The sequence below is a fragment of the Exiguobacterium sp. RIT594 genome, assembly GCF_003339585.1.
In the GTDB taxonomy this organism is placed as follows: domain Bacteria; phylum Bacillota; class Bacilli; order Exiguobacteriales; family Exiguobacteriaceae; genus Exiguobacterium_A.
Genome location: NZ_QPKF01000005.1, coordinates 72,287 through 97,758, shown reverse-complemented (window position 1 = coordinate 97,758; position 25,472 = coordinate 72,287). Strand labels below are relative to the sequence as shown.

Here is a 25,472-nt window from a genome sequence, read left to right as displayed (position 1 = left end):
TTTCAAGGCAAAGATCCTGTCAATTTTATCGTACCGATACAAAAAGGACCAGATCTCAAGAAGCGAGATCTGGTCCTGGCATCAGGTGCTTTTTGTGAAGAAAAGTTTACGGTGTTTTCTTGAATAGCCAGTTGACGTTTGGAGATAACAACGGTCGAAACAGTCGAACAACCGGAAGACTCGATAAAATCCAAACGAAGAACAGCGCAAGCAAGAAGGATGAACCGATCAATAGAACTGATGATTCAGCAATCCATGGTGGAACCGAATCCCGAAACAACCGGACGATGAACGAATGTAACAGATAAATCGCCAACGTCTGAATCCCGATTTGATCAAACCGATCACCGAAGGAACGGTGTGGAATCATCATTAATACAGAGAAAATCATCACCGTACTGACCGCGTACAAAAAGAGCTGAATTAATGCGCCTTTGAGTACCGGGACATCAAATTCGCCGTACGTGTCCCGGTAGAACAACCAGACCGTATCAAATCCGTTTTTTGTCCAAACGGCCATCGCGATGGCGATGGAAACAGAAACGAGTAATCCGGTCAAACGACCGATGGGGGACGTCATCCGGTCACGAATCCGTCCGTCTGCGAGCCATCCCCATTCTTTGACGAGATATCCCATCAAGAAGAACGGATAAAAACTGATAACTTTTTGTAAGGACAGGAAGTTCGTGATGGATCCCGGATTGGCGTTGATCAGCAAAGCAAACGCAATACTGATCAACAACGGATAACGCAAGGCCAGGAATCCCGGCGTCACGATCTGCCAAATGATGATCCCGAGCAGATACCAGAGCGTCCAGCTTGGAACAAGCGGATGCAGGAGACCATCCACTAATCCATCGACTGTCTTTTCATTAACATAAGCGAGATAGACTTCATGAATCGATTGCCAGATGAAATACAGGACGACAAACGAAATGATTCGTTTGGGTCTGACTTCCTTGAAAAAGTATCCGCTCATGAAGATGAAGGCCGGCATGTGCAGTAAATAAATGATGTTGTAGACGATTTGGACCGGATTGTTTCCATCAAGATTACGGAACGTTTCAATCAGGTGTCCGAACACGACCATGAAAATCAGTAGCACTTTGTAGTTCCCGAGCCAATGATCATAGGAAAAGGTCATTGGTTTTGGTGTTGGATTCATTTATTTTCTCCAAGGATGATTTGATCGACGAAACGCTGGCTCGACTTTCCGTCCTGATGCTCGAAGAAGTATTCCGCAAAGGCTTTGACGTTCTGCATCTCGAAATCTTCGTTCTTAATCCGTTCAATCAACTCTTCCGAGGTACGGACGATTGGTCCCGGCACGAATTCTTCAAAGTCATAGTAGAAGTCGCGTTTTGAGATGTAATCTTCTAAATCGTAGGCGAAGAATAACATCGGGCGGTCGAGCAGTGAAAATTCAAAACACGTCGATGAATAATCGGTAATCAAAATATCAGAGACGAACAATAATTCGTTGATTTCCCGGTGATCCGTCAAGTCGAGGAAGAAGTCAGCATAGACTTCCGGAATCTCCATCCGGCGGCGGACGAACGGATGCATCTTCAAGACGAAGACATAGTCTTCATGGAACGCTTCGTATAAAGCGTCCAAATCAAGTTGACTGAAGTCATAATGGGCACTTTTAGCGCCGTTCCCACGGAAAGTCGGAGCGAACATGATAACTTTTTTGGTCTTGAAAACAGGGTATTCTTCATAAATCCGTTCTTTGGCGTCGGCGATATAAGTTTGATCAAAGAACATGTCTGTCCGTGGAATCCCGGTTGCGATGACTTGATCTTCCCGTAAGCCGAATCCTTCCGCGTAATGACGGGCGACGTTATGCGAGCTGACGATGGCTTTCGTGTAATTCCGATGGCTGAGCGAGTTGGCACTTGGACCACCCGGCTTGCCGAGACGGCTGTATCCGAAAGTCTTGAAAGCTCCGACAGCATGCCAGACCTGGACAAGGTCGCTTCCTTTGCGGATGTTGAGCGGATAAATCATCGGATAAAAATCATCGACTAAAATTGTTTTCGCCGTCGCGAGGTGGTAAGGCAACGTGAATTTGTCGCGCCAATCACGGCGGGACTGTAAGTTCGGTTTGAAGAACGTCTTCACGTCGAGGTTTAAATCTCGGCGTTCGATTTCGTTTAAGATATAGGCGAAGTTTCCGCTGACGTCACTTCGCGAGTCAGAAGCAAAAACAACTTTGTTGTCTTGAATCGGTTGCGTCCACTTCGTGACATTGTAAATGCTCTTGAATGTAAAACGACGGAATTTGAACGCGCGTTTCCGCCATTTCTTCTTTGATTTATTGAATTTTTCAATCAAGCTGATAAAACGTTTCGTCTCTCCCTGCTTAAGGGAATGGAAACCTAGGGTATTGCTGTATTCTGAATACTGGACGACCAGTTCATATTCAAGTTTGAGCAGGACGTTGCTATGTTTTGTGTCAACACGATAAATGACCGGAATCAAGGAACGTGTATCTCCAAATGGTGCTTCATGTAAAATGGACTTCCCTTGGACGATTCCGAAGAAAGCATCAAAGTAACCCATTGGGAGCGGACGTCCGGTCGGAGTCAGGTGATTGAGATCGAGCTCACCGCTGAATGTTTCTTCTGTCCAGTCACCTTCGAACGGGAAACGGAGAATGAATGTCCGCTTGTTCCGTTTATTGCGGAAAATAATGGCCCGTTCTAAAGGAATCGGTTCCGCCGGTGCTTCGGACTGGATGTATCCATCTTCCGGTTGTGTTTCTTCTGTGTCTTCAGGAGCGGCAGGATTCTCAAAAAGTAGCTGTTCGGCCTGAAGGAAATCAGTTAATCCGAAAAGACGTGCCTCGAAGCGGAATTTGGTTCCCGCCAGTTCTAGATAGTTAACGTGTGCCTGTAATGTCGGCATCTGTGTTTCTTCTGTCAAAACAATCTCTCCTCGCTTAAATGATTACAATGCATTTACACAACAATGACAGATTTTTAAAATCATCACGAACATAGTATAGTGATATTAGAAATCACCCATCATTATATCGTGACGAAACAAAAAAAATAGAACTTTGTCTATTTTTTTTGCTTTTGGTGGATAGAGTCATTGAAAAAAGATCATATTTTTTAAACATACCCACATCGCTGGTAAGTGGAAACAAAAAACTTTTTTTATTAAGGGAGGGAAGCAGAGCGACCCATGACAGCGCCATTATCTATGGATGGGTCCTTTGCGATACAAGATGATTTATGCAGCAATCTTAGCAGGCGGAAAAGGAACGAGAATGGGGAATGTCGATCGTCCGAAACAATTCCTGTCAATCGGAGAACGTCCGATTATCGTGCATACCGTTGAAAAGTTTCTTTTACACGAAGATTTTGATCAAATCATCATTGTGACCCCAACGGCTTGGATCAATTATACACGTGATATTCTCGAGAAATATATCGGAACCGATGAGCGGATTGTCATCACGGCAGGCGGAAGCGACCGCAACGAGTCCATCATGGCGGCGATCAACTGGATCGAAAATAAAAACGGTTTGACAGACGAAGACGTCATCGTTACACACGATGCAGTCCGTCCGTTCTTGACACACCGGATCATCAAAGAAAACATTTCAACGGCACTCGAATACGGAGCATGTGATACTGTCATCTCGGCGATTGATACGATCGTCGCTTCAACGGACGGAAAAACGATTTCCGATATTCCGGTCCGCGATCAAATGTATCAAGGACAGACGCCGCAAAGTTTCCAAATCACAAAACTCAAAAATCATTACGAAGCATTATCAAGCGATGAGCGGGCAATTTTGACGGATGCCTGTAAGATTCTCTTGCTTAAAGGGGAAGCGGTAGCTCTCGTCACAGGTGAGTTGTTCAACATTAAAGTAACGACGCCGTACGATCTTCGCATCGCCAATGCTATTTTGAAGGAGCGGATTCACCAATGATTAACCAAGTCTATCAACTCGTGGCGCCACGCCAAATCGAGGTGACGTACGACGAACGGTCACTCAATTCAGGCCGGGTCGTCGTTCGTCCGACGTATCTATCGATTTGTCACGCGGATCAACGTTACTTTACGGGCAGCCGCAGTGCGGAAGTATTGGCGAAGAAGTTACCGATGGCAATGATTCATGAAGGCATCGGTAAGGTGGTACATGACCCGTCCGGAACGTTTAAAATCGGCACGTTGGTCGCGATGGTTCCGAACACACCGTCGGAAACAGATGACATCATCGGGGAAAACTATCTGCGGACAAGCCGTTTCCGCTCGAGCGGGTATGACGGATATATGCAGGATTACGTCTTCATTCAGTCCGATCGTCTTGTCGAAGTACCGGCTGATCTTGATCCGGAAGTCGCAGCCTTCACGGAACTGGTCAGTGTATCTGTTCATGCCATGACACGTTTTGATCAGATTGCCCACAGCCGCCGTGAAACATTCGGTGTCTGGGGAGACGGGAACCTCGGATTCATCACAGCACTGATGTTACGCAAACTGTATCCGGAAGCGAAATTGCTTGTCTTCGGAAAAACGCAATCGAAGCTCGATTACTTCTCGTTTGCTGATGAGACGTATCATATCGATCAAATTCCGGACGGCGTATCATTTAATCACGGATTCGAATGTGTCGGTGGAATCGGCAGTCAGTATGCGATCAATCAAATGATTGATTACATCATTCCAGAAGGAACGATGGCACTGCTCGGTGTTTCCGAAGAACCGGTTGCCGTCAATACGCGGATGATTCTTGAAAAAGGATTACGCGTCTACGGATCAAGTCGGAGTACACCGGCTGATTTCGCACGGACGATGGAATTGTATCAAATGTATCCGGATATTCCGGCCTATTTGTCGAATCTCGTGTCCGGTGTCTTCCAGATTCGACAAATCGAAGATATTCATCAAGCATTTGAAAGTGATTTGACGAATCGTTTCGGTAAAACCGTCATGGAATGGTGCATGTAAGAATGAAAGTGGAAAGAGAAGGGATCACGTTATGAAACAGAAATTACGTTTGATTCAGCGGCGAACAGTCCACTATTTGCTTGTCGTGACGTATTGGATCTCGAAGTTCTTTCCGGTACAGACCAAAAAAGTTGTCTTTGCGACCTATCGTTCGGATAAGCTCGTCGATAACTTCCGCGCCGTTTATGATGAACTTGAAAGTCGTGAACTCGGTTTTCAATATGTCTTTTTATTGAAACGTTTTCCACAAAATCTGATTGGACAAATCAAATACGTTTTTCATATGATGCGGGCGACATACGAACTGGCGACGGCCCGATACTTCATCATTGATGACTATTACTATCCTGTCTACGTCTCGACGTTGCGCAAAGGGACGGAAGTCATCCAGTTATGGCATGCCTGCGGCGCCTTTAAGAAGTTCGGCTATAGTGTCCTCGATAAGTCCTATTCACCGGATGACGATTACTTGAAGATGGTGGCGATTCACCGGAACTATTCGAACGTGTATGTTTCCGGAGAAGCCTGCATCGCACCGTTTGCTGAAGCGTTCGGGATGGATTCAACCCGGATTCATCCGCTAGGTGTTCCGCGGACCGACCAGTTGTTGAACCGGGAGCGGCAAGTTCAGATTGAGCATAAACTCTATGACCGGTATCCGGAGTGGCGGTCGAAAAAGCTGATTTTACTGGCACCGACATTCCGAGGAAATGGACAAACGACGGCTCATTACGATCAGGAACTGGATTTCCATCAGTTCCGTGAACAGTTGGGTCCGGATCATATCCTGCTGTTACGGATGCATCCGTTTGTCTTGAACCGTCCGGTCGTACCGGCAGAATTTTCAAACCAGATCATCGATATGACGGATTATCCGGACATCAATGATTTGATGCAGGTGGCGGATATTTTAGTGACTGATTATTCTTCCGTTATTTTTGAGTTTGCTTTACTGAAGAAACCAATCATCTTCCTCGTGAATGATTTGAACGCGTACAAGGAAGAACGTGACTTTTACTTCCCGTATGAATCCTTTGTGCCGGGACCGATTGTCTCGTCATTCAACGACGTCATTTCCTGGATCAAAGCAGGGCAGTTCGAACCGGAACGGATTGAAGATTTTGCCGCCCGTTTCTTCACGTATCAAGACGGACAGGCGACAAAACGAATCGTCGATCATATTTTGACGGGAGAACTCCCGGATGCTCCGATGCGTCCGGAAGAACTGAAGACCGTTTGATTTAATCGAAGCGGATGAAACAGAACAGAGGTGGTGGATGTTAAATCCGCCACCTTTATTTGTCGTTCAGAATCAGACATCAAAAAAAGCGTCCATCTTTCACGATTCCGTTTGGGGAGGGAATGAAAAGATGAACGCTTTAGCTATTATGATGGGGCTTGATTGGCGCGGACAGGGGTAGTCCGCAGAATGCGCACCGGTTTAGAAGTGCGTTAACTTGTCACGTGCTGCCGTTCGTTTTTTCAGCGGGGGAATCAAGGCAGGCCATCCGAATTGAATGATTCCTGCGACACGTTCATTTTCGGAAGCGCCGATCATTTCGGCATATTCCTCCGTGAACCAATGTTTTCCGCTTTTCCAGCAACAGCCTAAACCCAGTTCAGTTGCAAGGAGTTGAACGTTTTGAATCATGGCGGCGGTCGCGAGCAAATCTTCCATCTGCTGATCTTCCGTTCCTTTTACTTCATACAAAACAGTCAAGTAAACAGGGACATCCGCAAATTTTTGACGTATCATCTGACGTTGTTCATCTGTTTTTTGATCCAATTGACCCCGCTTGGCAAGCAAACTCATCAATTGGTCGACATACCGGACTTGGCTTTCTTCATTGGCAAGGACAAATCGCCAAGGTTCACGCAATTTATGGGTCGGGGCGTAGATGGCAGCCTCGAGAATTTCTTCAATCATTTCATTTGGAATCGGTTGATCGGTATAAGCACGGACGGAACGTCGTTCTAAAATCAGTTGTCGAGCATTCATAGTGATCATCTCCTGACGTAAGTACTCTTAGAATATAATTGATAACGATTATCATTGTCAACGGTTAATTAAAAAAACGCCGGTTTGAATCAGCGTTTTTCAGATGAAGCAGCTATTTTTTTCTTGAGTTGGCGAATCCGGAATAAAGCAAACAAGTAATGGGCAAAATAGAGTGTGAAGCCGAAGAACACGGCCATCATCACGTTAATCTGTACGCCGGGGACGACTGTCAAATTCACATACAGGAGCATACCCATCGAGCATGTATAAAGGGCGGCTTCCAGCAATTGCGGCATCATCCGGTTTTTTTTCAGGAAGAACGAACGGACAATCGGCAGGATGACGAAGCTGACGAGCCGGTCAAGCAGACCGATGACAAGTATGCTGATGATGATCGACAACGGTCCGGCAAAGTATAATAAGTTCGGAAATAAGACGTAAGAAACAAGCAATAGCGGTCCAATTAACAGGAAGATGGACACGGACGCTCGGAAAAAGATGAATAGACTATTGATACTGATTAAAAAGGCACGTGTGACCTTTTGAGACCAGGATGAAGGGCGTCCGACTTGCCAGGCAAAACAGCAGGCAAAGATGAACGCATAAAATTGCAGAAAGGCAACCATACAGCATCTCCTTTTAGATATGAAACTCAATGACCCTAGTGTAGCGATTTTAGGAAAGAAGTGCAAAGGCAAACAACTAAAAACCCGTTGACGATGTGCCGCCAACGGGTCCAGGAAAAGTGTTAATCGAGATTCGGTTCTTTTTTTCCATGCATGAAAAACGACAAGATCAGGGCAAGGGCAGATAAGACGGTAGCCACCCAAAAAGCATCCGTGATGCCGCTGATCGTGGCTTGTTTCGTCAACTGTGTCATCCAGCTGACAGATGCTGCCTGCGGACTACCGAGCTGTTGCCCAAGCTCATTCAAATGCTGTGAAAGAGTTGGATCAAGTGTCGTAAACTGATTGGCATCATCTGCGAGGTGAGCCGTTGTTTGCCGTGTCATGACTGTGACGAGAATCGCTGTCCCGATTGACCCGGCAACCTGACGCAACGTATTTTGTGTCGCATTCCCGTGCGGAATCATTTTCATCGGCAAGGCATTCATACCGGCAGTCATGATCGGCATCATGATGAAAGCCATTCCGAACGACCGAAGCATGTAAATGCCCATGATCGAATTGTAAGAGGTATTCATATCGAGTTGTGTCAATTCCCACGTTCCATAGGTCATTAACGTCAATCCGAAAATAGCGAGTGGCCGGATGCCGAACCTGTCAAATAGCCGACCGGCAATCGGGCCCGTGATTCCCATGATCAATGATCCGGGTAATAACAGGAGACCGGAATCAACGGGTGAGAAACCGCGAATACTCTGCAAGTAAATCGGAAGCAGAAGCATCCCGCCGAACAACGCCATCGTGACGATGATATTGATGAATAGCGTGAACGAAAACTCCGGTACTTTCAACACACGGATATTCAACATCGGATCATCCATTGAAAGTTCGCGAAGGGCGAACGCTGCGATTCCCAAGATACCGATCACAATCGTGCTGATGACAAGCGGGCTGTCCCAACCGTCATTACCGGCTTCACTGAAGCCGTACAACAGACTTCCGAAACCGATTGTGCTGAAGACAACACCAAGTGCATCGAATTTCGGTTTGGATAAAGGCTGAACGAGTTTAAACCAGGCGACACCCAGTAAGAGTGTCAAAAGACCGAAAAAGGCCATTCCGTAAAACATGACATGCCAATCGTAATTCTGAATGACATAGCCGGTAATCGTCGGACCGATTGCGGGAGCAAGAATCATCGCGATTCCGAGCATCCCCATCGCCGCTCCACGTTTATGCGGCGGAAACAGCGTCATGAAGACGTTTGAGCCGAGTGGCATCAAAATACCGGCACCAGCTGCTTGTACGACTCGTCCGATCATCATGACGGGAAAGTTCATCGCGATTGAACAAATGATGGAGCCGAAGAAGAACAACGTCATCGAAACGAGGAACAATTGACGGAACGTATAACTTCGCATCAAAAAGGCACTGATTGGAATCAAGATACCATTGACGAGCATGAATCCGGTCGTCAACCATTGTGCCGTCGAGGTCGAGACGTTAAAATCATTGATTAAGACAGGCAAAGCGACATTGATCAACGTTTGATTCAAAATCGCGATAAACATCCCGATCAAGAGAACCGTCAAAACTTTTGGAATACTGATATCTGCGGTCGCTAACGGCGTCCGCTCTTGCACTTGCGGTGCAGGCGTTACAGGAACGTTATCGAGATGGTCGGGCACCTCGTCAAGAGGAACATCACCGGCCATGGCTGGACGTGCACGCCGGACAATCAGGTTGACACCGATGATCGTGACAACCATGAAGGCAATGTATCCAAAAAGGAAGGTCGTAGACATAGACGTCCCTCCTTAATCCTTATGAATGCGGACGGTCACATTCATACCAGGTCGAATGTCGAGTGATTTTTCTTGTGACAGTGAGACTTTGACCGGAATGACTTGCGCAACTTTTGTATAGTTGGCCGTTCCGTTTGAAGACGGCATCATCGAAAATGTTCCAGCCGTCGTCATACCGATTTGTTCGACTTCACCGGATAACGTCGTGTCCGGATAGCTGTCCACATAAACATCGACGGTTTGTCCGACTTTAACTTCATCGATCTCTGTTTCTTCGACATTGGCTGTTACCCAAAGCTCGTTTAAGTTAAAACCATAGGCAAGTGGTGCTCCTGCTCCAACGACGCCGTTTTCTGTCGCCATCGACTGAACGACCGTTGCTTTAGTTGGCATAGAGACAGCCGTGCTGACCGGTTTTTGACCGGCTTGTGCCATCATGACGTGACCGAGTGTTGCGTCACTGTCGAGCGTTTGACCTGTTTTTGCTGTCCAGTCCGTCAGTTTACCGGCACCGGGACTTGCGATTGTAATCATTTTTCCGTCAATCTTGGCATTGTCTGTTTTGACATAACTTGTCGCTTGATCGTAGTAGTAATAGCCGATCGCGCCTCCACCGATTAAAACGACCAGTGTCAAAATGTTAATCAATAAGACTTTTTTCATGTTCATGATATAAAATGCATCCTTTCTTCCGTATACTCTGAGTTCCCCAGTCCTAACATAAAAACTACTCCTCTGGGGGAGGAGTAGTTAATATAGTTAATTATATGGAGAAGGAATCAATATACAACCGACAATTTCCGACAAAGTGTTGGAAAAGTCGATGAGAACGGATACAATATCAAAAAAAGGTGGTTCTGGCAGATGAATTCAGGACAAGATCCACGACCAAAACGGTCACGTGACCGTATTACAAAAGAATTATTCCGTTTGCTTGACCATCATCCTTTTTCAACAATCACAGTCAAGATGTTGACGGATGGGGCGGCTGTCAATCGATCGACGTTCTATGCACACTTTACGGATAAATATGATTTGCTGAATCAGATTGTAGACGATCATATGCGGCTTCTTGTGGAAGCGATCCGGATTCAAGGAATCACATCACCGGACTATCCATCGCTCGAACGGGTCAGCCGCTATTTCGAACGGCTTTTCATCCATATTGAGCAGCATGAACAATTTTACCGGACGATGTTGTTGAATGGTCCGGTCAAAACGTTCATCTCGCGCTTTTTGGATACGTTAAAAGAAAACTATCAACGTGTGTTTGAAGCACATGCGGTCAATGAAACCCAACTGGTCGATCGTGATTTATTATTGAACTACGTGATCGGTGGACAGCTTGGATTATTGATTTCCTGGTTACGAAACGGTCGTCCTTATTCAGCGGCTTATATGGCGGACCAACTCAGCCGGATGATTGTTTTCGGAACGGTCAAGAGTATCGGTTTTCCCGAACAATCGACTGGACCAGTAGAAAAGAATACCTGAAAAAAAGATCGCCCTTTCACCGAATGACGGGAAAGGGCGATGATCAGGCTTGTTCGAGTTCCAGTTGTTTGGTGTAAGTCGTACTCCGATTACGTCCGCTGTCTTTCGAATGATATAACGCTTTATCCGCCTGCTGCAAAGCTTCAAGAGACGTATGCGAGCTGCTGGAATGCGCAATCCCCAGCGAAATCGTAATCTGTAGGTCAGGAACGGCCGTCGTCGGGAACAGATTTCGGGCGACTGTCGTCCGGGCAAGCTCGGCAATACTCTTCGCATCGACGAGTGATGTATTCGGGAGAATGATTAAAAATTCTTCTCCCCCGTAACGCCCGACCAAATCATCCGGCCGTGCCAGTGATGCTAATGTCGTTCCGAGTTGCCGTAAAACATCGTCTCCGGCATCATGACCATATGTATCGTTGACGTGCTTAAAGAAATCAATATCAATCAAGACAAGCGAATACCCGTCTTCTGCTGACCCGACAAGGGTCAAGGAATCATCAAGCCGGCGCCGGTTAGCGAGTCCGGTCAAGGCATCCGTCATGGCGAGCTTTTGTTGATACTGGATATTTTCAAAGTGTCGTCGCAACTCCGTCAACAGGTGATAGGTCACGAAGCCGGCAATCAGGTTAAAGAATATGTAAGCCAGTGAGATTTCAATGAAGGTCGTCCAACTGCTCGTCAACAAATAGATAGCCGGCAACGAATAGAGAATCCCGATCCCGATCATCAGTTCGAAGTTCCAGAAAGTCATCCGGATGTAGCGCCGGACGATGGCAATCGTCAGGATGAACAATCCGATGACGATCGATGACAGGACGGCAGCATCGATTTGTTCGACAGGCGTCAGGGCAAAACGTGTTGCGATAATCATGGTGCCGGTGACGAGTGCACTAGGTAAGCCGCCGAACATCATGGCAATGACGACAGGGACAATCCGTAAATCAATCCGGGCGACATCGATCTGGATGCTGTTGAACATCAAGAGTACAGAAATCAAGCCGGCGATGAAACCTAATACGAGTCGGATGTTCAGATTCGTGTTCGGTGTAATCCGCGGGCGATTTCGAAAAGGTAGAAACAAAAGAGTGATCGTTGTAAACAGTAGACAAAAATTGATGATGAAATTATTCATGATGGACAACAAATCCTCCCAGCTCCTCGTAAACGCATTTCCAATAAGATAGTTTTAGTATACCCATTTTAATAACGGCAAGAAATGGAAAAATGTTTAGGGAAACACGATAAGTCGACAAAAAAAGACAAAGTACACAGTCAAGTGAACTTTGTCAGAGAAAAAAGTTAATATTTTTTTAAAACAATTTTCAGGAAGAAACTGCCTCTTCATCCATCGTTAGAAGGATCTTATCGAAGACATGGACCATCGCATGGAGCTCTTCTTCCGTGAGTGTACCAAAACGGTCTTGGAGGTATTTCCGGCGGACGATTTCAAGTTCGCGGAAAGCGGTTTCGCCTTCATCCGTCAGTGCTAAAACAATCGATCTTCTGTCGTCTGTCGAACGCGTCCGCGTGACGAATCCGGCTTTAAACAGGCGATCAGTCAAAGCTGTTACCTGACTTGTCGCAAGCTCAAACTGTTCTGCGAGTAGAGTCGGGCGTTGGGGACCATTTTCAGACAGGCTGCGCAAAATGAAAAATTCACTCCGCGTCGCGGTTCCTTCAAACAGTCGGTTGAGTTCACGGCGTAATGTCCGGAGAATGACCCGCATTTGTTCCTCTAATCGATAGGTCAGTTGATCACGTTCTTGTGGCATTCAAGCAACATCCTTTCTCTCAGTTAACTTCTATAGTTTAGTGTACTAAAAAATACGGAATTTTACCATGAATAGCGGGTATTTCAAAAAAAGAATTGACAATTTAAAGACGTTTTGTGTAACATGACGAAGTAATAATGAAATTATAACAAACTTAATTAGTTCTCACTCAACCAGTGGGATGGAGGTTGCAGTTCTTATAAGTACAGTCACGGATGTCGTCAAGCGGCAGATGAGGTGATTGAAAAGGAAGGATTGCCGAAATCAATCATCGCTTTGAAGATGATCGATTGGGATTAGGTCGAACAGGTCTAATACTGTCACAGGTCGGATCTGACTTGTGGGGAGCTATCTTTCACGACGGTAGAATGGGGCGCATCCTGTTTACTATGTTGCGTTCTCATCTTCCTTCTGGAAGGTGAGGGCGCTTTTTGTTTTTTTTCGATTCAAAAAGTGTCCTCTCAAAAATTTAAAAAAGAGAGAAGCGAATAAGATGAATACTTTACAACCCCAAAGAAAACTCGATTCAACTGAAGAAGGATTAAAACGCGGTCTGCAAGCCCGTCACATGTCGATGATTGCGATCGGCGGTGCCATCGGAACCGGTTTATTCATTGCTTCCGGTGCGTCCGTTGCGGCTGCCGGCCCGGGCGGTGCCCTGTTATCGTATGCGGTCGTCGGATTGATGGTGTACTTTTTAATGACGAGCCTTGGTGAGATGGCCGCTTACATGCCGGTCGCCGGCTCCTTCTCAACCTACGGTGCCAAGTTCGTTGATCCGTCGTTTGGCTTTGCACTCGGTTGGAACTACTGGTACAACTGGGCAGTTACGATTGCCGTTGAACTTGTTGCGGCACAAATCGTCATGACCTACTGGTTCCCGGATGTTCCGGGTTTTTATTTCAGTGCCATCTTCTTGTTGCTGATGATTGGTTTGAACTACTTCTCCGTTAAAGGATTCGGTGAAGCCGAATACTGGTTCGCGATGATCAAGGTCGTCACCGTCATCATCTTCCTGATTGTCGGAGTCGCGATGATCTTTGGTGTCTTCACATCAGAAGCACCGGTCGGCTTTAAAAACTTTGCATTAGGTGACGCACCGTTCGTCGGAGGCATTCCAGCCGTCATCGGTATTATCTTAGTCGCCGGTTTCAGTTTCCAAGGAACCGAACTAGTCGGAATCGCAGCAGGTGAATCGGAAGATCCGAAGAAAAACGTCCCGAAAGCTGTGAAACAAGTCTTTTGGCGGATTCTTCTCTTTTATGTATTTGCGATTTTTGTCATCGGCATGTTGATTCCGTATACAAGTCCGAACCTGGTTTCAAACGATATTACCGATGTAGCCGTCAGTCCGTTCACACTTGTCTTTGAAAAAGCCGGTCTCGCGTTCTCGGCAGCATTGATGAACGCCGTCATCCTGACGTCTGTTTTATCAGCCGGGAACTCCGGGATGTACGCATCGACACGGATGCTGTACACATTGGCACGCCAAGGTGACGCACCGAAAATGTTCGCACAAGTCTCGAAAAACGGTGTTCCCCGTAATGCCTTGCTCGCAACAGGGGCAATCGGCGCACTTTGCTTCCTGACATCGATGTTTGGCGGGCAGGTCTACCTCTGGTTGTTGAATGCTTCCGGGATGACCGGTTTCATCGCCTGGCTCGGTATCGCGATCAGCCATTACCGTTTCCGTAAAGGATTCCTTGCGCAAGGTCATTCGCTCAGTGATTTGCCATACGTGGCACCTGCTTTCCCGTTTGGACCGCTCTTTGCGTTCGGACTTTGTTTCCTCGTCATCGTCGGTCAAAACTACGCCGCATTCCTCGCGGATCAAATTGACTGGGTGGGAATTGCCGCAACATATGTTGGTATTCCGTTATTCCTTGCATTTTGGTTAGGTCATAAATTTAAAAACCGGACATCGGTCGTTCCTTATGAAGAAATGGAATTCCCGGAGCATCCGCGTCCGTAAGTGAAAAGTCGATTCCGTTTCAAACGGAGTCGGCTTTTTTTGATGGATGTTGAAAAAGAAATAATCTAGAAAAGCATATCAAACAGTAAAAAATCGTATAAGATAAAAGAAAAATGGAGGCGACCTCAGTGAACTATTGGTATCACTTTAAACGGGCATTCATCCCGATTGCGATTTTGCTTGTGACGTTAGCCATCTATCAGATGCTGTACCGTATGAATAACATATGGTATTCACTCGGTGGATTGATTTTAGTGTTTGCGGCGATTTATTTTGTCATGCGCCGTCTAAAAGCGAATCCTGAAGATTGACTGAGCAAGATAGTAGGGTAGTGGCGCAGAACGCGTTAAAATAGACCTATACAGAGGAGGGGAAGCTAGATGGCAAAAGCAATATTCGCAGGTGGCTGTTTTTGGTGCATGGTCAAGCCATTTCATAAATATGATGGCGTCGAACAAGTCATTTCCGGTTATACAGGTGGTCATACAGAAAACCCGACTTATAAAGAGGTCTGTTCTGAAACGACAGGACATTTAGAAGCAGTGGAAGTCACGTATGATCCGTCTGTCATTTCATACGATGAGTTGCTTGAAATTTTTTGGCGGCAAATCGATCCGACGGATGGCGGCGGACAGTTTAATGACCGTGGTCAATCGTATGAACCGGCAATTTTTTATGTCGATGAAGAACAAAAACAAGCGGCAGAGCGTTCGAAAGCGGCGCTTGACGCCTCTGGACGTTTTTCACGTCCGGTAGCAGTCGACATCCGTCCGGCAAAACCGTTCTGGCCGGCAGAAGAATACCATCAGGATTATTACAAAAAAAATCCATTCCGTTATCAGATGTACAGCGTCGGATCGGGACGTGCCAAGTTCGTGAAGGAAGCCTGGAAGGATCAGGGCAAAGAACAGGAACTGAAACAACGTCTGACGCCGATTCAGTATAAAGTTACGCAGGAAAACGGGACGGAACCGGCTTTCCGTAATGAATATTGGGATGAGGAACGACCGGGACTTTATGTTGATATCGTCGACGGGACACCGCTCTTTACGTCAAAAGACAAGTTTAACTCGAACTGCGGATGGCCGAGCTTCGCCAAACCGATTTCCGAGGACAAGATGGAAGTCGAACTCGACACGACGCACGGCATGACACGGACAGAAGTCCGTTCCGCGAATGCAGACAGTCATCTTGGTCACATCTTTGATGACGGTCCGACCGAGCTTGGTGGTCTCCGCTACTGCATCAATTCGGCAGCACTCCGGTTTATTCCGGTAGAAGAGCTTGATTCGGCAGGATATGGGGAATATAAAAAACACTTCGAATGAAGTCAACAGGCAGGCAGCAAAGCGGATTCGTTTTGCTGTCTTTTTTCTAGAAAAAGGAGGGGTTTGTATGTTTACACAAGTCTATGAAGAAATTCGACAGCTGACCATCGCGAAAGTACTGGATTTTTACGATCATGAAGTCCGTGGATTGGATGAAGCAGCACGGCAAACGAAGTATCAAAAGATGAGTGCCAGTCCATTTCTCTTTTTCCGCGGCAGTTCCCATTTGTTTTATTATGATGTAACACGGATTCCACTCGGATTTGATACGCCCCCCGAGACACCGACCTGGATTCAGGGTGATCTCCACTTCGAAAACTTTGGGGTTCACGGTAATGCCAAGGGTGAAATCATTTATGACGTCAATGACTTTGACGAAGGGTATCTCGGTTCTTATCTGTACGATTTGATTCGGATGGCAGTCTCCGTCCAATTGTTTGCGGAAGAAGCGGGGTATGATGCAGAGCCGGCCATTGCAGCCTACATTCAACATTACTTAGATGACTTACGCCAATATGCCAAAGGGAAAAATCCAAGCAAGGTCTGCTTTACGATCGACAACACGAAAGGGCCGATCCGTAAACTGATTAAAAAAGCAGAGAAAAAGAAGTCGGAATTACTAGGAGAACGGACGACTGTCGTCGATGGACAACGTCAGTTCACTGATTTACCGGATATGAAGCGGCTCGATGCCTCGACTTATGCAGCAATTGAAGCGGTTTGGCCGGAATATATCGCAACGATTGATCCTGAAGATCGGCAAGAGGACGGATTCTATGACATTAAGGATATCGTCTATAAACTCGACAGCGGAACGGCTTCGATCGGTCTTGAGCGGTATTATATTTTGGTCGAAGGAAAAGGGGGAGAGCATGAAGACTTGATTCTTGAGATGAAGCAAGCCCAGTCTTCTGTGCCGTCTTTGTTTGTCCCGGTGTATTTGCAGGAGGTTGAGACGGTTCACCAAGGTCGCCGGATCATCACGTCACAAAAGGCCATGCAGGCACATGAGGATCCGTATCTCGGTTATGTGACGATGCAAGGGAAAGAATATTATGTGCGGGAACGCTCTCCATACAAAAAAAAGCTGAAAGCCAAACACATTAAAAACCAGGATGACCTCGAAAACGTCCTTTCGATTCAAGGTCAAATTACCGCCAAAATCCATGCGCGGGCCGACATGGATGCAGGAATTGAGATTGATGTTTTAAAGCATCATGCGGACGTCGTCATCATCGAATCGATTGGGGTATCGGATACAGAATTCACCCGTCAAATTCAACGGTGGTCGAGTGCCTATGCAGCACGGACAACGCTTGATTTCCAAGTGTTTTTAAGTTGGTTAGCTACTCGTTAAACATTATTTTCGAAGAGCTTTTTTTAGACAAAGATTCCTTCTGAATACCGGTTCATACTGGTTTGAGAGGGGATTTTTTGATGGATTTAAAATCATGTAAGCGAAACGCAATTTGCAAATGGGTCTAATGACCTATATCAATTTATCTGAAAACTTCGTAAATTTTGGATTAAGTAATTGCAAAACATTTTTTGTAATTCGAACTAAACACACCACAGGGGGAGTATCATCATGAGTTTGACGCGGAAAAAAGATGTTTCCGCTATGATTGCTGCGAGTCAGCGTAACAGCGGACTTGCTCGAAATCTTGGCGCAATGGATTTAACGTTTTTAGGAATTGGTGCCATCATTGGTACGGGAATTTTCGTCCTAACCGGAACAGGAGCATTGACAGCAGGACCTGGTCTTATCGTCTCATTCATTTTATCTGCCATTGCCTGTGGGTTAGCGGCACTCGCTTATGCCGAATTCGCTTCGACGATTCCGGTCAGTGGATCCGTCTATACGTATACGTACGCAACGATGGGGGAAATCTTTGCCTGGATCATCGGCTGGAACTTGATACTTGAATATGGACTCGCCTCCAGTGCCGTTGCGGCAGGGTGGTCCGGTTACTTCCAGTCGTTACTCGGCGGATTTGGTATTCATCTTCCGACAGCCATTTCAGCAGCACCCGGGGCGATCGAGGGGGCAAAAACGTTCTTTAACTTACCGGCCTTCCTGATCTTACTTGCAATCACAGGATTGTTATCGATGGGGATTAAAGAAACAAAACGTGTCAACAACATCATGGTTATCATTAAACTGGCAGTCGTTGTCTTGTTCATCGTCGTTGGTGTCGGCTATGTTGAACCAACGAACTGGGCACCATTTACACCATTCGGATGGGGCGGCGTCTTCTCTGGAGCAGCCATCGTCTTTTTTGCTTATATCGGTTTTGATGCCGTCACATCGGCAGCAGAAGAAGTCCGTGAGCCGCAAAAAAACTTACCACGTGGTATCATCGGTTCGCTTGCGGTCTGTACAGTCCTTTACGTCATCGTAGCGGCTATCATGACAGGAATCGTCCCGTACCAAAAATTTGCGGGCGTCGATCACCCGGTTTCACTCGCCATTCAAATGGCAGGACAAAACTGGGTCGCCGGTTTCATCGATTTAGGTGCCATCCTCGGGATTACAACCGTTATCCTCGTCATGACATACGGAATGGTACGTTTAGCGTTCGCCATCTCACGTGACGGCATGTTCCCGAAAGTATTTTCGGAAGTACATCCAAAATACAAAACACCGTTCAAAGCAACATGGATGATTGGTCTTGGTAGTGCGACAGTCGCAGGACTCGTTCCACTCGATGTCATCGCAAACCTCGTTAACATGGGGACACTCGCAGCATTCGTCTTAATCTCTGTTGCGGTCTTGATCCTTCGTAAAACACAACCGGATCTTCCACGTGCATTCAAATGCCCGGGAATGCCGTACGTGCCGATCGCAGCGATCGCTTCTTGTCTCTTCTTGATGTTCAACTTGAAACTCGAAACATGGATTGCTTTCTTCATCTGGCTGGCGATTGGACTTGTCCTGTACTTCGCCTTTGCCCGAAAGAACTCGAATCTGGAACCGGGAAATATGCCGGCTGCCGAACTCGCAGCTTCAGACGACAAATAAAAAAAATGCGATCCCGTGAAGGGGTCGCATTTTTTTGTTGTGAGTCGGAAGTATAGTGAATTAAGAAGGCAGAGAAGTCTTGATCCGAACCGCATCGAACTCACGTTGGATGCTGGCATTGGCTTTCGCTTCTTCTTCTGCCGACCATCCAAGTTCGCTTCGCATTAAAGCGAGAACACCGTCGGCATATTTTTCTGCATTCGGGAAATCGAAGAAGACGGCAGAAGCGCGTCGATTCAGGAAATCACCCGGTTGCATGACGAGTTCTGCTTCCAGTCCGTATAATAATCCGCCGAACCAGTGGAGGGGAAGCTGATAACGTTCCGCTTCACTGCCGCGCGAGCGAATTAATTCAAAGACACGTTCGACATCCGTTCCGTAACGTTGAATCAGCCACGTCGCTTCCTTCGGAGATAATCCGAGGGCTTCACCTTTAGGCTGCTGTTCTTTCAAGTACCGGGCAAATCCTTTACTGCCGTCAGGATGACCGCCTCCGAGTAAAATATCGTGTGTCCGGGAGGCGAGATAAATCCGGTTCTCCTCCTCCTTGAACTGATCAGCGACCATATCGATGATTCGTTCCGCCATCTTCCGGTACCCCGTCAATTTTCCGCCGGCAATCGACATCAAGCCGGATTTCGAAACGAAGATTTCATCTTTACGCGACAGTTCACTCGGATCTTTGCCGTCTTCGTGAATCAATGGACGTAAGCCGGACCATGTCGATTCGACGTGCTCAGCGTGCAAATCAACGTTGAACATCTGATTCGTCGCATCTAAAATATAGTCCCGGTCTTCTTCCGTCACCCCCGGTTCGAGAATGTCGCCTTGATAATTCGTGTCCGTCGTGCCGACATACGTTTTTCCTTCGCGCGGAATCGCGAAAATCATCCGTCCGTCCGCCACATCAAAGTAGACGGCTTGTTGCAACGGAAAATGAGCTTGGTCGATGACGAGATGGATGCCTTTCGTCAGATGAAGCGACTTCCCTGATTTTGAGCCGTCTTTTTCGCGTAATTCATCGACCCAAGGACCTGTTGCATTGATGATTTTTTTCGCACGAATCGTATAGGTCTTGCCGGTTAAGACGTCCTGTACTTCGACGCCGACGACTTTTCCGTTGTGGTAGACCAGTGACTCTGCCTTCGTATAGTTGACGGCACGTCCACCGTATCCGACCGCCGCTTTTAAGACTTCGACCGTCAAGCGGGCGTCATCCGTTTTGTATTCGACATAACGCCCGCCTCCGACGAGGTGTTCCGACCGTAAAAGCGGTTCATACCGAAGCGTTTCTTCTTTAGATAACATCGTGCGTCGTTCATGGCGTCGGACGCCTGCCAATTGATCATAAACCCGCAGACCGATCGACGTCGAAAAATTGCCGAATGTCCCGCCTTCGACAAGCGGTAACATCATCCACTCAGGTGTCGTGACGTGCGGTGCATTTTCATAAACAATCGCCCGTTCTTTCCCGACTTCTGCGACTAATTTGATCTCAAATTGCTTTAAATAACGTAAGCCTCCGTGAACAAGTTTCGTCGAGCGGCTTGATGTGCCTTCTGCGAAATCCTGCATCTCAATCAACCCGGTCCGCATACCCCGGCTTTGAGCATCGAGTAAAATCCCTGCACCTGTAATGCCGCCACCAATGACCAATACATCGAGCAATTCCTGTCCCATCTCTTCTAACCATGCGGTTCGTTCCGTACTTGAAAACATGCATTTTCCCCCTGTTCGTCTGAAGTGGATTATTTTATTCTACTTCTATCCATGTACCCTCTTTTACACTTTTTTGAGCACAATCAATAATTTTCATGACGAGCAGAGCTTGTTCCGTCGTGACGGCAAGAGGGGACTCATGACGTAAGGCCTGCGCCAAATCATGATAGTAGTCGGCAAAACCAGAAGCGACGAAAGGACGTTCCTCGAGAGGCTGTTCAGGTCTTCCCCATGTGTACGTCGAGCGTTTCGTATCCACACTGTCGACGAAATAACTCGCTTTCGTCCCGTGGACGGCAAGCGAGGGACCGGGAGCCGGAACAAGTGAGCCGATGTGCAAAACAGCGCGTCGTGTTCCGAAAGCCAGAATCAGGTGCGTATAGTCTTCGACCTGACCATCCGGACGCTGAATCGTCTGATCACAAAAGACACGATCCGGTCGTTCGCCAAATAACATCAGGGCTTGATCAATTAAATGAGAGCCTAAATCATAAAGCAGACCGGCACCCGGGACGTCCTGTTCCCGCCAGCGTGCCCGGACGGTCGGACGATAGCGGTCATAGTGGGCTTCGAAGGTCTGAACGACGCCCAGTTCGTCGGCTTGCACCAGTCCGAGCAACGTTTGGAAGTCTTTTGTATAACGGCGGTTATGGTAAACTGTCAGTAATCGATTTTGCTGACGTGCAAGGTCTGTCAGCTGTTCGGCTTCCGTCAAGGTGACCGTAAACGGCTTCTCGACCAGGACATGACAGCCGGCAAGTAACGCTGTCTTGGCGAGGGGATAATGTTTAGCATTCGGTGTCGCGATCACGACCAGTTCAACCGTTTCAGCAGCTAATAACGCTGCAAGCGAAGAATACACCGGCACATCGGGATAACGGGCGGCGACTGCTTCCGGACGACTGGACTGAACTGCAACAAGTTGATAATCAGGTGGTGTAAGATACGGGGCATGCAGATTTTCGCCGGCAAGTCCAAAACCAATTAAAGCAGTACGAATCATGGAGGACACTTCCTTTTCGGTTAATACATTCAATCTATCATATGAGGTGAGCAAGATGATTACAGAACAACAAGTCATTGAAAAAATGCGTCAGACGATGTCAAAAATTGAGCAGTCGAACGGTACAGTACAGGTCGAATATGTGGCCGCAATGAAAGCCTATTGTGAGTTGCTGCTCGAACAACCGATGACAGAATCGACGACTCATTCGGTTCTAACTCCAGCAACCGAACAGCAAAAGCCGGAAGTCGATCCGATGCTGGCCCGTTTTATGGGAGTTGCCCAAGAAAAAGAAGAAAAAGGACCGTCCTTACTCGATTTTTGAGTAAATCAAATCAATTGTGGGAATAGAGTAAAAGGAAAAAACAAGGGGGAACACAACATGAAAACAGTCATCGTCATCGGAGCGGGTCCGGGAAACGGAGCCGAAATCAGCAAACGGTTCGGCAAAGAAGGATTCCAGGTCGTTTGTGCTGCACGGACACAGGAAACACTGGCAGCCGTCATCACGGAACTGAAAGAACAAGGGATCGAAGCCGTTGGGGTCGAATGCGATGCCTCACGCCGCGCAGATCTCGAATCACTTGTCGAATGGACAAAAGACCAATACGGACAAATTGATGTCCTTGTCTATAATGCCTCAATCCTGCATCAAGCGTCCGTGCTCGAGGTATCAGCTGAACAGATTACAAAAGAATTTGAAATTGATGTCCTTGGAGCGTTGCATGCCGCGCAAATCGTCGCACCGGATATGGTGGCACGAAAAGACGGAGCCATCTTGATTACCGGCGGCGGAGCAGCACTGAATGCCATTAAATCCTTACCGGGTCTGTCGATCGGGAAGGCCGGTGTCCGTCAACTGACGCATATGTTGCACGATACGTTAAAAGACGACAATGTCTACGTCGGGACCGTGACGATTGCCGGGGAAGTCAAACGTGGAACGGCACTTGATCCGAAAAACGTTGCTGAAGCCTTCTATACGCTGTACACGAATCGCACCGATGTCGAAAAAGTGCTCGAAGCAGACTGATCAGCCGTCAGCCTCGGCAGAACGGCATAGGATGAAATGAACTTCAGGCAAGATGGGAATGGGCAAGCGTCGACGCTGATGTCGACGCTTTTTTGAATCGAATGAACGAGGGGGAAGAGAATATGAAAAGATGGTTCACCCAACTGCTTCTCATCGTCAGCATCATCGGTTTGACCGGATGTGCGCTGGATTCAGAGACAGATGAACAGATTGGTATCAAGCAACCGGATGAAACAAAAGTGACGGAAGCCACCGTCGAGCGTGTCATCGACGGGGATACGGTGAAAGTCCGGCTGCAAAACGGTCAAACGAAAGATGTCCGTTTTTTATTGATCGACACACCGGAAACCGTGAATCCGGAAAAGCCGGTTCAACCGTATGGTCCGGAAGCATCACGTTTTACAAAAGAAGCGTTACCGGCAGGCAGTGAGGTATTGCTCGAACGCGATGAATCGAAAGCAGACCGGTACGGTCGATTGCTGGCGTACGTTTGGGCGGACGGGAAAATGATCAATCAGGAACTGTTACGAAAAGGTTTGGCACGGGTCGCCTATATTTATGAGCCGGATACCCGGTACGTCGAGACATTTCAGAAAATCGAAGACGAAGCAAAAGGGGAAAAGTTAGGAGTCTGGCAGACAAACGGATATGCGACGGATCGGGGGTTTGATACCTCGGTCATGAATGGGACATCGGAAGAGTCAGGGGACTGTGCCGACATCAAAGGCAACATTAACCGTCAAGGGAAGAAAATTTATCACATCCAAGGGGGACGTTCATATGACGAAGTGAACCCGGAAGAGGTGTTTTGCAGTGAACAGGAAGCAAAAGAAGCCGGATTCGTCCGGGCGGCGAATTAACAGAACGTCAAACAGGTACCTCGATAACAAATCGGAGGTACCTGTTTGTGGATGGTTCAAGCAATTGTTATTACGGTTGGGTCGGCGGCTGATAATGTTGAATCTTATCATCTTCATCAAAAGAAATTGTCACATCCGTGATGCCTTTTAGAATCCGAATCTGCAATTCAAGGCGGTCTTTAATATCGTCTGCTTGAGCAATCGTCAGTCCAGGATCCACTTCAATCTCGATTTCAACGTGGAAGTGATCCCCTTCTTTGATGACTTCAAGTTTTTCGATATCACGTACGTCCGGGTCACGCATCAGGATTTCGCCGATTTTTGCGGTTAAGACTTCATCAATCTCACCGAGCGCACCGGCAGCATTTTGAATGAAAACATTATAGACGACATAGAACATCATCAAACCGATCAAGATCGAAGCGATACCTTCTGCCTGATAAAACGACGTATAATGTGAAATCAGGACAGCGATGATGGCGATGACACCACCGAGTGTTGCGACCAAATCTTCCATGAAGACAAGCCGTGTCGCCGGTTTTGCCTGCGATAAGTTAGCAAAACTCTGACCGACCAGCGTCAGACCACGGGATTTTAGTCCGGTCTCATGGGCAATTTCAATCATTGCTTTGTAGAAGACACCGACTTCAAGTACGACACCGATTCCAAGTGCGGTCAAAATGATCCAAAGACCACTCGTTTTCTCACCGGGTGCATGAAGAATATGCAAAACACCTTCACGAATCGTTTCGTAAGCAAGGATGGCGACAACAAGAATGGCGGCGAGTAAAACAAGATTGACGAGTCGACCGAAGCCGTTCGGAAACCGTTTGGTCGGTGCTTTTTTACTTAATGCTGATCCGATATAAACAAAAAACTGATTGGCTGCGTCACCGATGGTATGCATCATTTCTGCAAACATGGCGATATTTCCCGTCAAGATGTAAGCGACGAATTTTATAATGGCAATAATGGTATTGACGATGGCAGCAGCGAGAGCGGATTTATTTCCGCGCCTGAGCAGTGTGAAAAAATTCGACATGAGGGTTCCTCCCTTTAAAGAGCGGAAACGCGGGAATTACCCGCGTCCAGCTTGGAATGATGGATAAAGTGTCATACCACCGTCAGCAAACAGAGTAATTCCCGTTACATAACTCGCTTCGTCCGAAGCAAGCCATGCTGCGACTGCAGAAATCTCTTCCGGTTTCCCGATATTGCCCATCGGAATCATGCTTTCAACGTCAGCACGTTGTTTTGGATCCTCAAATTTCTCGGCATTGATGGGTGTATTGATCGCACCCGGTCCGATTGCATTGATGCGGATCCCTTTTGGTGCATATTCCATCGCAAGCGTCTGCGTCATCAGTTTGACGCCACCTTTACTGGCTGCATAGTGGACAAATGTCGGCCATGGAATGATCTCGTGAACGCTCGACATATTGATGATATTCCCTTTGACGTTGTGCTCAACAAAGTACTTGAGTGCTTCGCGGGCACCGAGGAAGGCACCGGTTAAGTTGACATCGATGACTTTTTGCCAGTCTTCAAGTGACATTTCATGCGAAGGTGACGGCATTTCAACACCGGCATTATTGACGAAAACATCGAGCTGCCCGAAGTGATCGACCGTTTGTTTGACGAGATTGATCATATCATCCTCTTTTGAGACATCCCCTTGAACAGTAATCGCTTCACCGCCGGCTTGGATGATGTCATCGGCAATTTTCTTGGCTTCTTCCGGGTGACTCCGGTAGTTGATGACGACACGCATGCCTTCTTCCGCATAACGACGAATGATAGCTTCACCGATTCCCATTGATCCACCTGTGACGATAGCGACTTTACCTTTTAGACTGTTATACATA

Annotated in this window: 24 protein-coding genes and 1 riboswitch; of the genes, 12 read left to right on the top strand and 12 right to left on the bottom strand. The window is 47.1% G+C overall.

What is annotated here, in order from left to right:
• Positions 1 to 106: 106 nt before the first annotated feature.
• Complete coding sequence (locus tag DVG79_RS13510) at positions 107 to 1,165, bottom strand: acyltransferase family protein (protein WP_114597195.1); 1,059 nt, start codon at positions 1,163 to 1,165, stop codon at positions 107 to 109.
• On the bottom strand, positions 1,162 to 2,928 hold the full coding sequence (locus DVG79_RS13505; protein WP_233494610.1) for a CDP-glycerol glycerophosphotransferase family protein: 1,767 nt from the start codon (positions 2,926 to 2,928) through the stop codon (positions 1,162 to 1,164). Before DVG79_RS13505 ends, DVG79_RS13510 begins: the two co-directional genes overlap by 4 nt.
• 307 nt (positions 2,929 to 3,235) lie before the next feature.
• Between DVG79_RS13505 and DVG79_RS13500 the strand changes: the two genes are divergently transcribed.
• Genes DVG79_RS13500 through DVG79_RS13490 form a run of 3 tightly spaced genes read left to right on the top strand, consistent with a single transcriptional unit; the run spans position 3,236 to position 6,211 of the window.
• Positions 3,236 to 3,949 carry an IspD/TarI family cytidylyltransferase gene (locus tag DVG79_RS13500; protein ID WP_114597238.1) on the top strand — a complete coding sequence of 238 codons (714 nt, stop codon included), beginning with the start codon at positions 3,236 to 3,238 and terminating at the stop codon, positions 3,947 to 3,949.
• A complete protein-coding gene (locus DVG79_RS13495; RefSeq protein WP_114597194.1) occupies positions 3,946 to 4,971 on the top strand; it encodes a ribitol-5-phosphate dehydrogenase in 1,026 nt (341 codons plus the stop codon). The genes DVG79_RS13500 and DVG79_RS13495 overlap by 4 nt, the downstream gene beginning before the upstream one ends.
• 31 nt (positions 4,972 to 5,002) lie before the next feature.
• Positions 5,003 to 6,211, top strand: a complete 1,209-nt coding sequence (locus DVG79_RS13490) for a CDP-glycerol glycerophosphotransferase family protein (protein ID WP_114597193.1) — start codon at positions 5,003 to 5,005, stop codon at positions 6,209 to 6,211.
• A gap of 201 nt (positions 6,212 to 6,412) precedes the next feature.
• On the opposite strand, the gene DVG79_RS13485 is transcribed toward DVG79_RS13490, so the two are convergent.
• The 4 genes from DVG79_RS13485 to DVG79_RS13470 form a co-directional block, all read right to left on the bottom strand.
• On the bottom strand, positions 6,413 to 6,970 hold the full coding sequence (locus DVG79_RS13485; RefSeq protein ID WP_114597192.1) for a nitroreductase family protein: 558 nt from the start codon (positions 6,968 to 6,970) through the stop codon (positions 6,413 to 6,415).
• An 89-nt stretch (positions 6,971 to 7,059) separates the two neighbouring features.
• Positions 7,060 to 7,596 (bottom strand): hypothetical protein, encoded by a 537-nt coding sequence (locus DVG79_RS13480; RefSeq protein ID WP_114597191.1) that lies wholly within the window; start codon positions 7,594 to 7,596, stop codon positions 7,060 to 7,062.
• Positions 7,597 to 7,718: 122 nt separating this feature from the next.
• Complete coding sequence (locus tag DVG79_RS13475; RefSeq protein ID WP_114597190.1) at positions 7,719 to 9,401, bottom strand: DHA2 family efflux MFS transporter permease subunit; 1,683 nt, start codon at positions 9,399 to 9,401, stop codon at positions 7,719 to 7,721.
• A gap of 12 nt (positions 9,402 to 9,413) precedes the next feature.
• Positions 9,414 to 10,070, bottom strand: a complete 657-nt coding sequence (locus DVG79_RS13470) for an HlyD family secretion protein (RefSeq protein WP_114597189.1) — start codon at positions 10,068 to 10,070, stop codon at positions 9,414 to 9,416.
• Between the two features lie 195 nt (positions 10,071 to 10,265).
• On the opposite strand from DVG79_RS13470, the gene DVG79_RS13465 reads away from it, so the two are divergent.
• On the top strand, positions 10,266 to 10,895 hold the full coding sequence (locus DVG79_RS13465) for a TetR/AcrR family transcriptional regulator (protein ID WP_114597188.1): 630 nt from the start codon (positions 10,266 to 10,268) through the stop codon (positions 10,893 to 10,895).
• A gap of 43 nt (positions 10,896 to 10,938) precedes the next feature.
• On the opposite strand, the gene DVG79_RS13460 is transcribed toward DVG79_RS13465, so the two are convergent.
• The gene (locus tag DVG79_RS13460) at positions 10,939 to 12,030 is read right to left on the bottom strand and encodes a GGDEF domain-containing protein (RefSeq protein WP_233494609.1); all 1,092 of its coding nucleotides are present in this window, start codon (positions 12,028 to 12,030) and stop codon (positions 10,939 to 10,941) included.
• Positions 12,031 to 12,220: 190 nt separating this feature from the next.
• Complete coding sequence (locus DVG79_RS13455) at positions 12,221 to 12,670, bottom strand: MarR family winged helix-turn-helix transcriptional regulator (protein WP_114597187.1); 450 nt, start codon at positions 12,668 to 12,670, stop codon at positions 12,221 to 12,223.
• 174 nt (positions 12,671 to 12,844) lie between these two features.
• Positions 12,845 to 13,029, top strand: a riboswitch (Lysine riboswitch).
• 134 nt (positions 13,030 to 13,163) lie between these two features.
• On the opposite strand from DVG79_RS13455, the gene DVG79_RS13450 reads away from it, so the two are divergent.
• The 5 genes from DVG79_RS13450 (at position 13,164) to bcaP (ending at position 18,992) form a co-directional block, all read left to right on the top strand.
• Positions 13,164 to 14,642: an amino acid permease gene (locus tag DVG79_RS13450; RefSeq protein WP_114597186.1), complete on the top strand. Its 1,479-nt coding sequence runs from the start codon at positions 13,164 to 13,166 to the stop codon at positions 14,640 to 14,642.
• Positions 14,643 to 14,770: 128 nt separating this feature from the next.
• Positions 14,771 to 14,953, top strand: coding sequence for a hypothetical protein (locus tag DVG79_RS13445; protein ID WP_014969226.1), 183 nt, complete (start codon positions 14,771 to 14,773; stop codon positions 14,951 to 14,953).
• 69 nt (positions 14,954 to 15,022) lie between these two features.
• Positions 15,023 to 15,970 carry a peptide-methionine (S)-S-oxide reductase MsrA gene (msrA, locus tag DVG79_RS13440; protein WP_114597185.1) on the top strand — a complete coding sequence of 316 codons (948 nt, stop codon included), beginning with the start codon at positions 15,023 to 15,025 and terminating at the stop codon, positions 15,968 to 15,970.
• A gap of 67 nt (positions 15,971 to 16,037) precedes the next feature.
• Entirely contained in the window at positions 16,038 to 17,327 is a 1,290-nt protein-coding gene (locus DVG79_RS13435) for a DUF2252 domain-containing protein (RefSeq protein ID WP_114597184.1), read from the top strand.
• A gap of 231 nt (positions 17,328 to 17,558) precedes the next feature.
• A complete protein-coding gene (gene bcaP, locus DVG79_RS13430; protein WP_114597183.1) occupies positions 17,559 to 18,992 on the top strand; it encodes a branched-chain amino acid transporter BcaP in 1,434 nt (477 codons plus the stop codon).
• Between the two features lie 60 nt (positions 18,993 to 19,052).
• On the opposite strand, the gene DVG79_RS13425 is transcribed toward bcaP, so the two are convergent.
• Both DVG79_RS13425 and DVG79_RS13420 read right to left on the bottom strand, forming a co-directional pair.
• Positions 19,053 to 20,711 carry a glycerol-3-phosphate dehydrogenase/oxidase gene (locus DVG79_RS13425; RefSeq protein ID WP_114597182.1) on the bottom strand — a complete coding sequence of 553 codons (1,659 nt, stop codon included), beginning with the start codon at positions 20,709 to 20,711 and terminating at the stop codon, positions 19,053 to 19,055.
• Positions 20,712 to 20,745: 34 nt separating this feature from the next.
• The gene (locus DVG79_RS13420) at positions 20,746 to 21,714 is read right to left on the bottom strand and encodes a Gfo/Idh/MocA family oxidoreductase (RefSeq protein WP_114597181.1); all 969 of its coding nucleotides are present in this window, start codon (positions 21,712 to 21,714) and stop codon (positions 20,746 to 20,748) included.
• 55 nt (positions 21,715 to 21,769) lie between these two features.
• Between DVG79_RS13420 and DVG79_RS13415 the strand changes: the two genes are divergently transcribed.
• The 3 genes from DVG79_RS13415 to DVG79_RS13405 all read left to right on the top strand — a co-directional run bounded on the left by DVG79_RS13415 (position 21,770) and on the right by DVG79_RS13405 (position 23,607).
• Entirely contained in the window at positions 21,770 to 22,039 is a 270-nt protein-coding gene (locus DVG79_RS13415) for a DUF5327 family protein (RefSeq protein WP_114597180.1), read from the top strand.
• 57 nt (positions 22,040 to 22,096) lie between these two features.
• Complete coding sequence (locus tag DVG79_RS13410; protein ID WP_114597179.1) at positions 22,097 to 22,747, top strand: SDR family NAD(P)-dependent oxidoreductase; 651 nt, start codon at positions 22,097 to 22,099, stop codon at positions 22,745 to 22,747.
• A 122-nt stretch (positions 22,748 to 22,869) separates the two neighbouring features.
• Positions 22,870 to 23,607, top strand: coding sequence for a thermonuclease family protein (locus DVG79_RS13405; protein WP_114597178.1), 738 nt, complete (start codon positions 22,870 to 22,872; stop codon positions 23,605 to 23,607).
• A gap of 70 nt (positions 23,608 to 23,677) precedes the next feature.
• On the opposite strand, the gene DVG79_RS13400 is transcribed toward DVG79_RS13405, so the two are convergent.
• Together DVG79_RS13400 and DVG79_RS13395 are read right to left on the bottom strand one after the other, a co-directional pair.
• Positions 23,678 to 24,649, bottom strand: coding sequence for a cation diffusion facilitator family transporter (locus DVG79_RS13400; RefSeq protein WP_114597177.1), 972 nt, complete (start codon positions 24,647 to 24,649; stop codon positions 23,678 to 23,680).
• Positions 24,650 to 24,685: 36 nt separating this feature from the next.
• Positions 24,686 to 25,471 (bottom strand): glucose 1-dehydrogenase, encoded by a 786-nt coding sequence (locus DVG79_RS13395; protein WP_114597176.1) that lies wholly within the window; start codon positions 25,469 to 25,471, stop codon positions 24,686 to 24,688.
• Position 25,472 lies beyond the last annotated feature (1 nt).

Bases quoted from the DNA above. Each gene is read 5' to 3' on its own strand.
- DVG79_RS13510 (WP_114597195.1), bottom strand. From the start codon at position 1,165: ATGAATCCAACACCAAAACCAATGACCTTTTCCTATGATCATTGGCTC.
- DVG79_RS13500 (WP_114597238.1), top strand. From the start codon at position 3,236: ATGATTTATGCAGCAATCTTAGCAGGCGGAAAAGGAACGAGAATGGGG.
- DVG79_RS13495 (WP_114597194.1), top strand. From the start codon at position 3,946: ATGATTAACCAAGTCTATCAACTCGTGGCGCCACGCCAAATCGAGGTG.
- DVG79_RS13490 (WP_114597193.1), top strand. From the start codon at position 5,003: ATGAAACAGAAATTACGTTTGATTCAGCGGCGAACAGTCCACTATTTG.
- DVG79_RS13485 (WP_114597192.1), bottom strand. From the start codon at position 6,970: ATGAATGCTCGACAACTGATTTTAGAACGACGTTCCGTCCGTGCTTAT.
- DVG79_RS13480 (WP_114597191.1), bottom strand. From the start codon at position 7,596: ATGGTTGCCTTTCTGCAATTTTATGCGTTCATCTTTGCCTGCTGTTTT.
- DVG79_RS13475 (WP_114597190.1), bottom strand. From the start codon at position 9,401: ATGTCTACGACCTTCCTTTTTGGATACATTGCCTTCATGGTTGTCACG.
- DVG79_RS13470 (WP_114597189.1), bottom strand. From the start codon at position 10,070: ATGAACATGAAAAAAGTCTTATTGATTAACATTTTGACACTGGTCGTT.
- DVG79_RS13465 (WP_114597188.1), top strand. From the start codon at position 10,266: ATGAATTCAGGACAAGATCCACGACCAAAACGGTCACGTGACCGTATT.
- DVG79_RS13460 (WP_233494609.1), bottom strand. From the start codon at position 12,030: ATGAATAATTTCATCATCAATTTTTGTCTACTGTTTACAACGATCACT.
- DVG79_RS13455 (WP_114597187.1), bottom strand. From the start codon at position 12,670: ATGCCACAAGAACGTGATCAACTGACCTATCGATTAGAGGAACAAATG.
- DVG79_RS13450 (WP_114597186.1), top strand. From the start codon at position 13,164: ATGAATACTTTACAACCCCAAAGAAAACTCGATTCAACTGAAGAAGGA.
- msrA (WP_114597185.1), top strand. From the start codon at position 15,023: ATGGCAAAAGCAATATTCGCAGGTGGCTGTTTTTGGTGCATGGTCAAG.
- DVG79_RS13435 (WP_114597184.1), top strand. From the start codon at position 16,038: ATGTTTACACAAGTCTATGAAGAAATTCGACAGCTGACCATCGCGAAA.
- bcaP (WP_114597183.1), top strand. From the start codon at position 17,559: ATGAGTTTGACGCGGAAAAAAGATGTTTCCGCTATGATTGCTGCGAGT.
- DVG79_RS13425 (WP_114597182.1), bottom strand. From the start codon at position 20,711: ATGTTTTCAAGTACGGAACGAACCGCATGGTTAGAAGAGATGGGACAG.
- DVG79_RS13420 (WP_114597181.1), bottom strand. From the start codon at position 21,714: ATGATTCGTACTGCTTTAATTGGTTTTGGACTTGCCGGCGAAAATCTG.
- DVG79_RS13415 (WP_114597180.1), top strand. From the start codon at position 21,770: ATGATTACAGAACAACAAGTCATTGAAAAAATGCGTCAGACGATGTCA.
- DVG79_RS13410 (WP_114597179.1), top strand. From the start codon at position 22,097: ATGAAAACAGTCATCGTCATCGGAGCGGGTCCGGGAAACGGAGCCGAA.
- DVG79_RS13405 (WP_114597178.1), top strand. From the start codon at position 22,870: ATGAAAAGATGGTTCACCCAACTGCTTCTCATCGTCAGCATCATCGGT.
- DVG79_RS13400 (WP_114597177.1), bottom strand. From the start codon at position 24,649: ATGTCGAATTTTTTCACACTGCTCAGGCGCGGAAATAAATCCGCTCTC.
- DVG79_RS13395 (WP_114597176.1), bottom strand. From the start codon at position 25,471: ATGTATAACAGTCTAAAAGGTAAAGTCGCTATCGTCACAGGTGGATCA.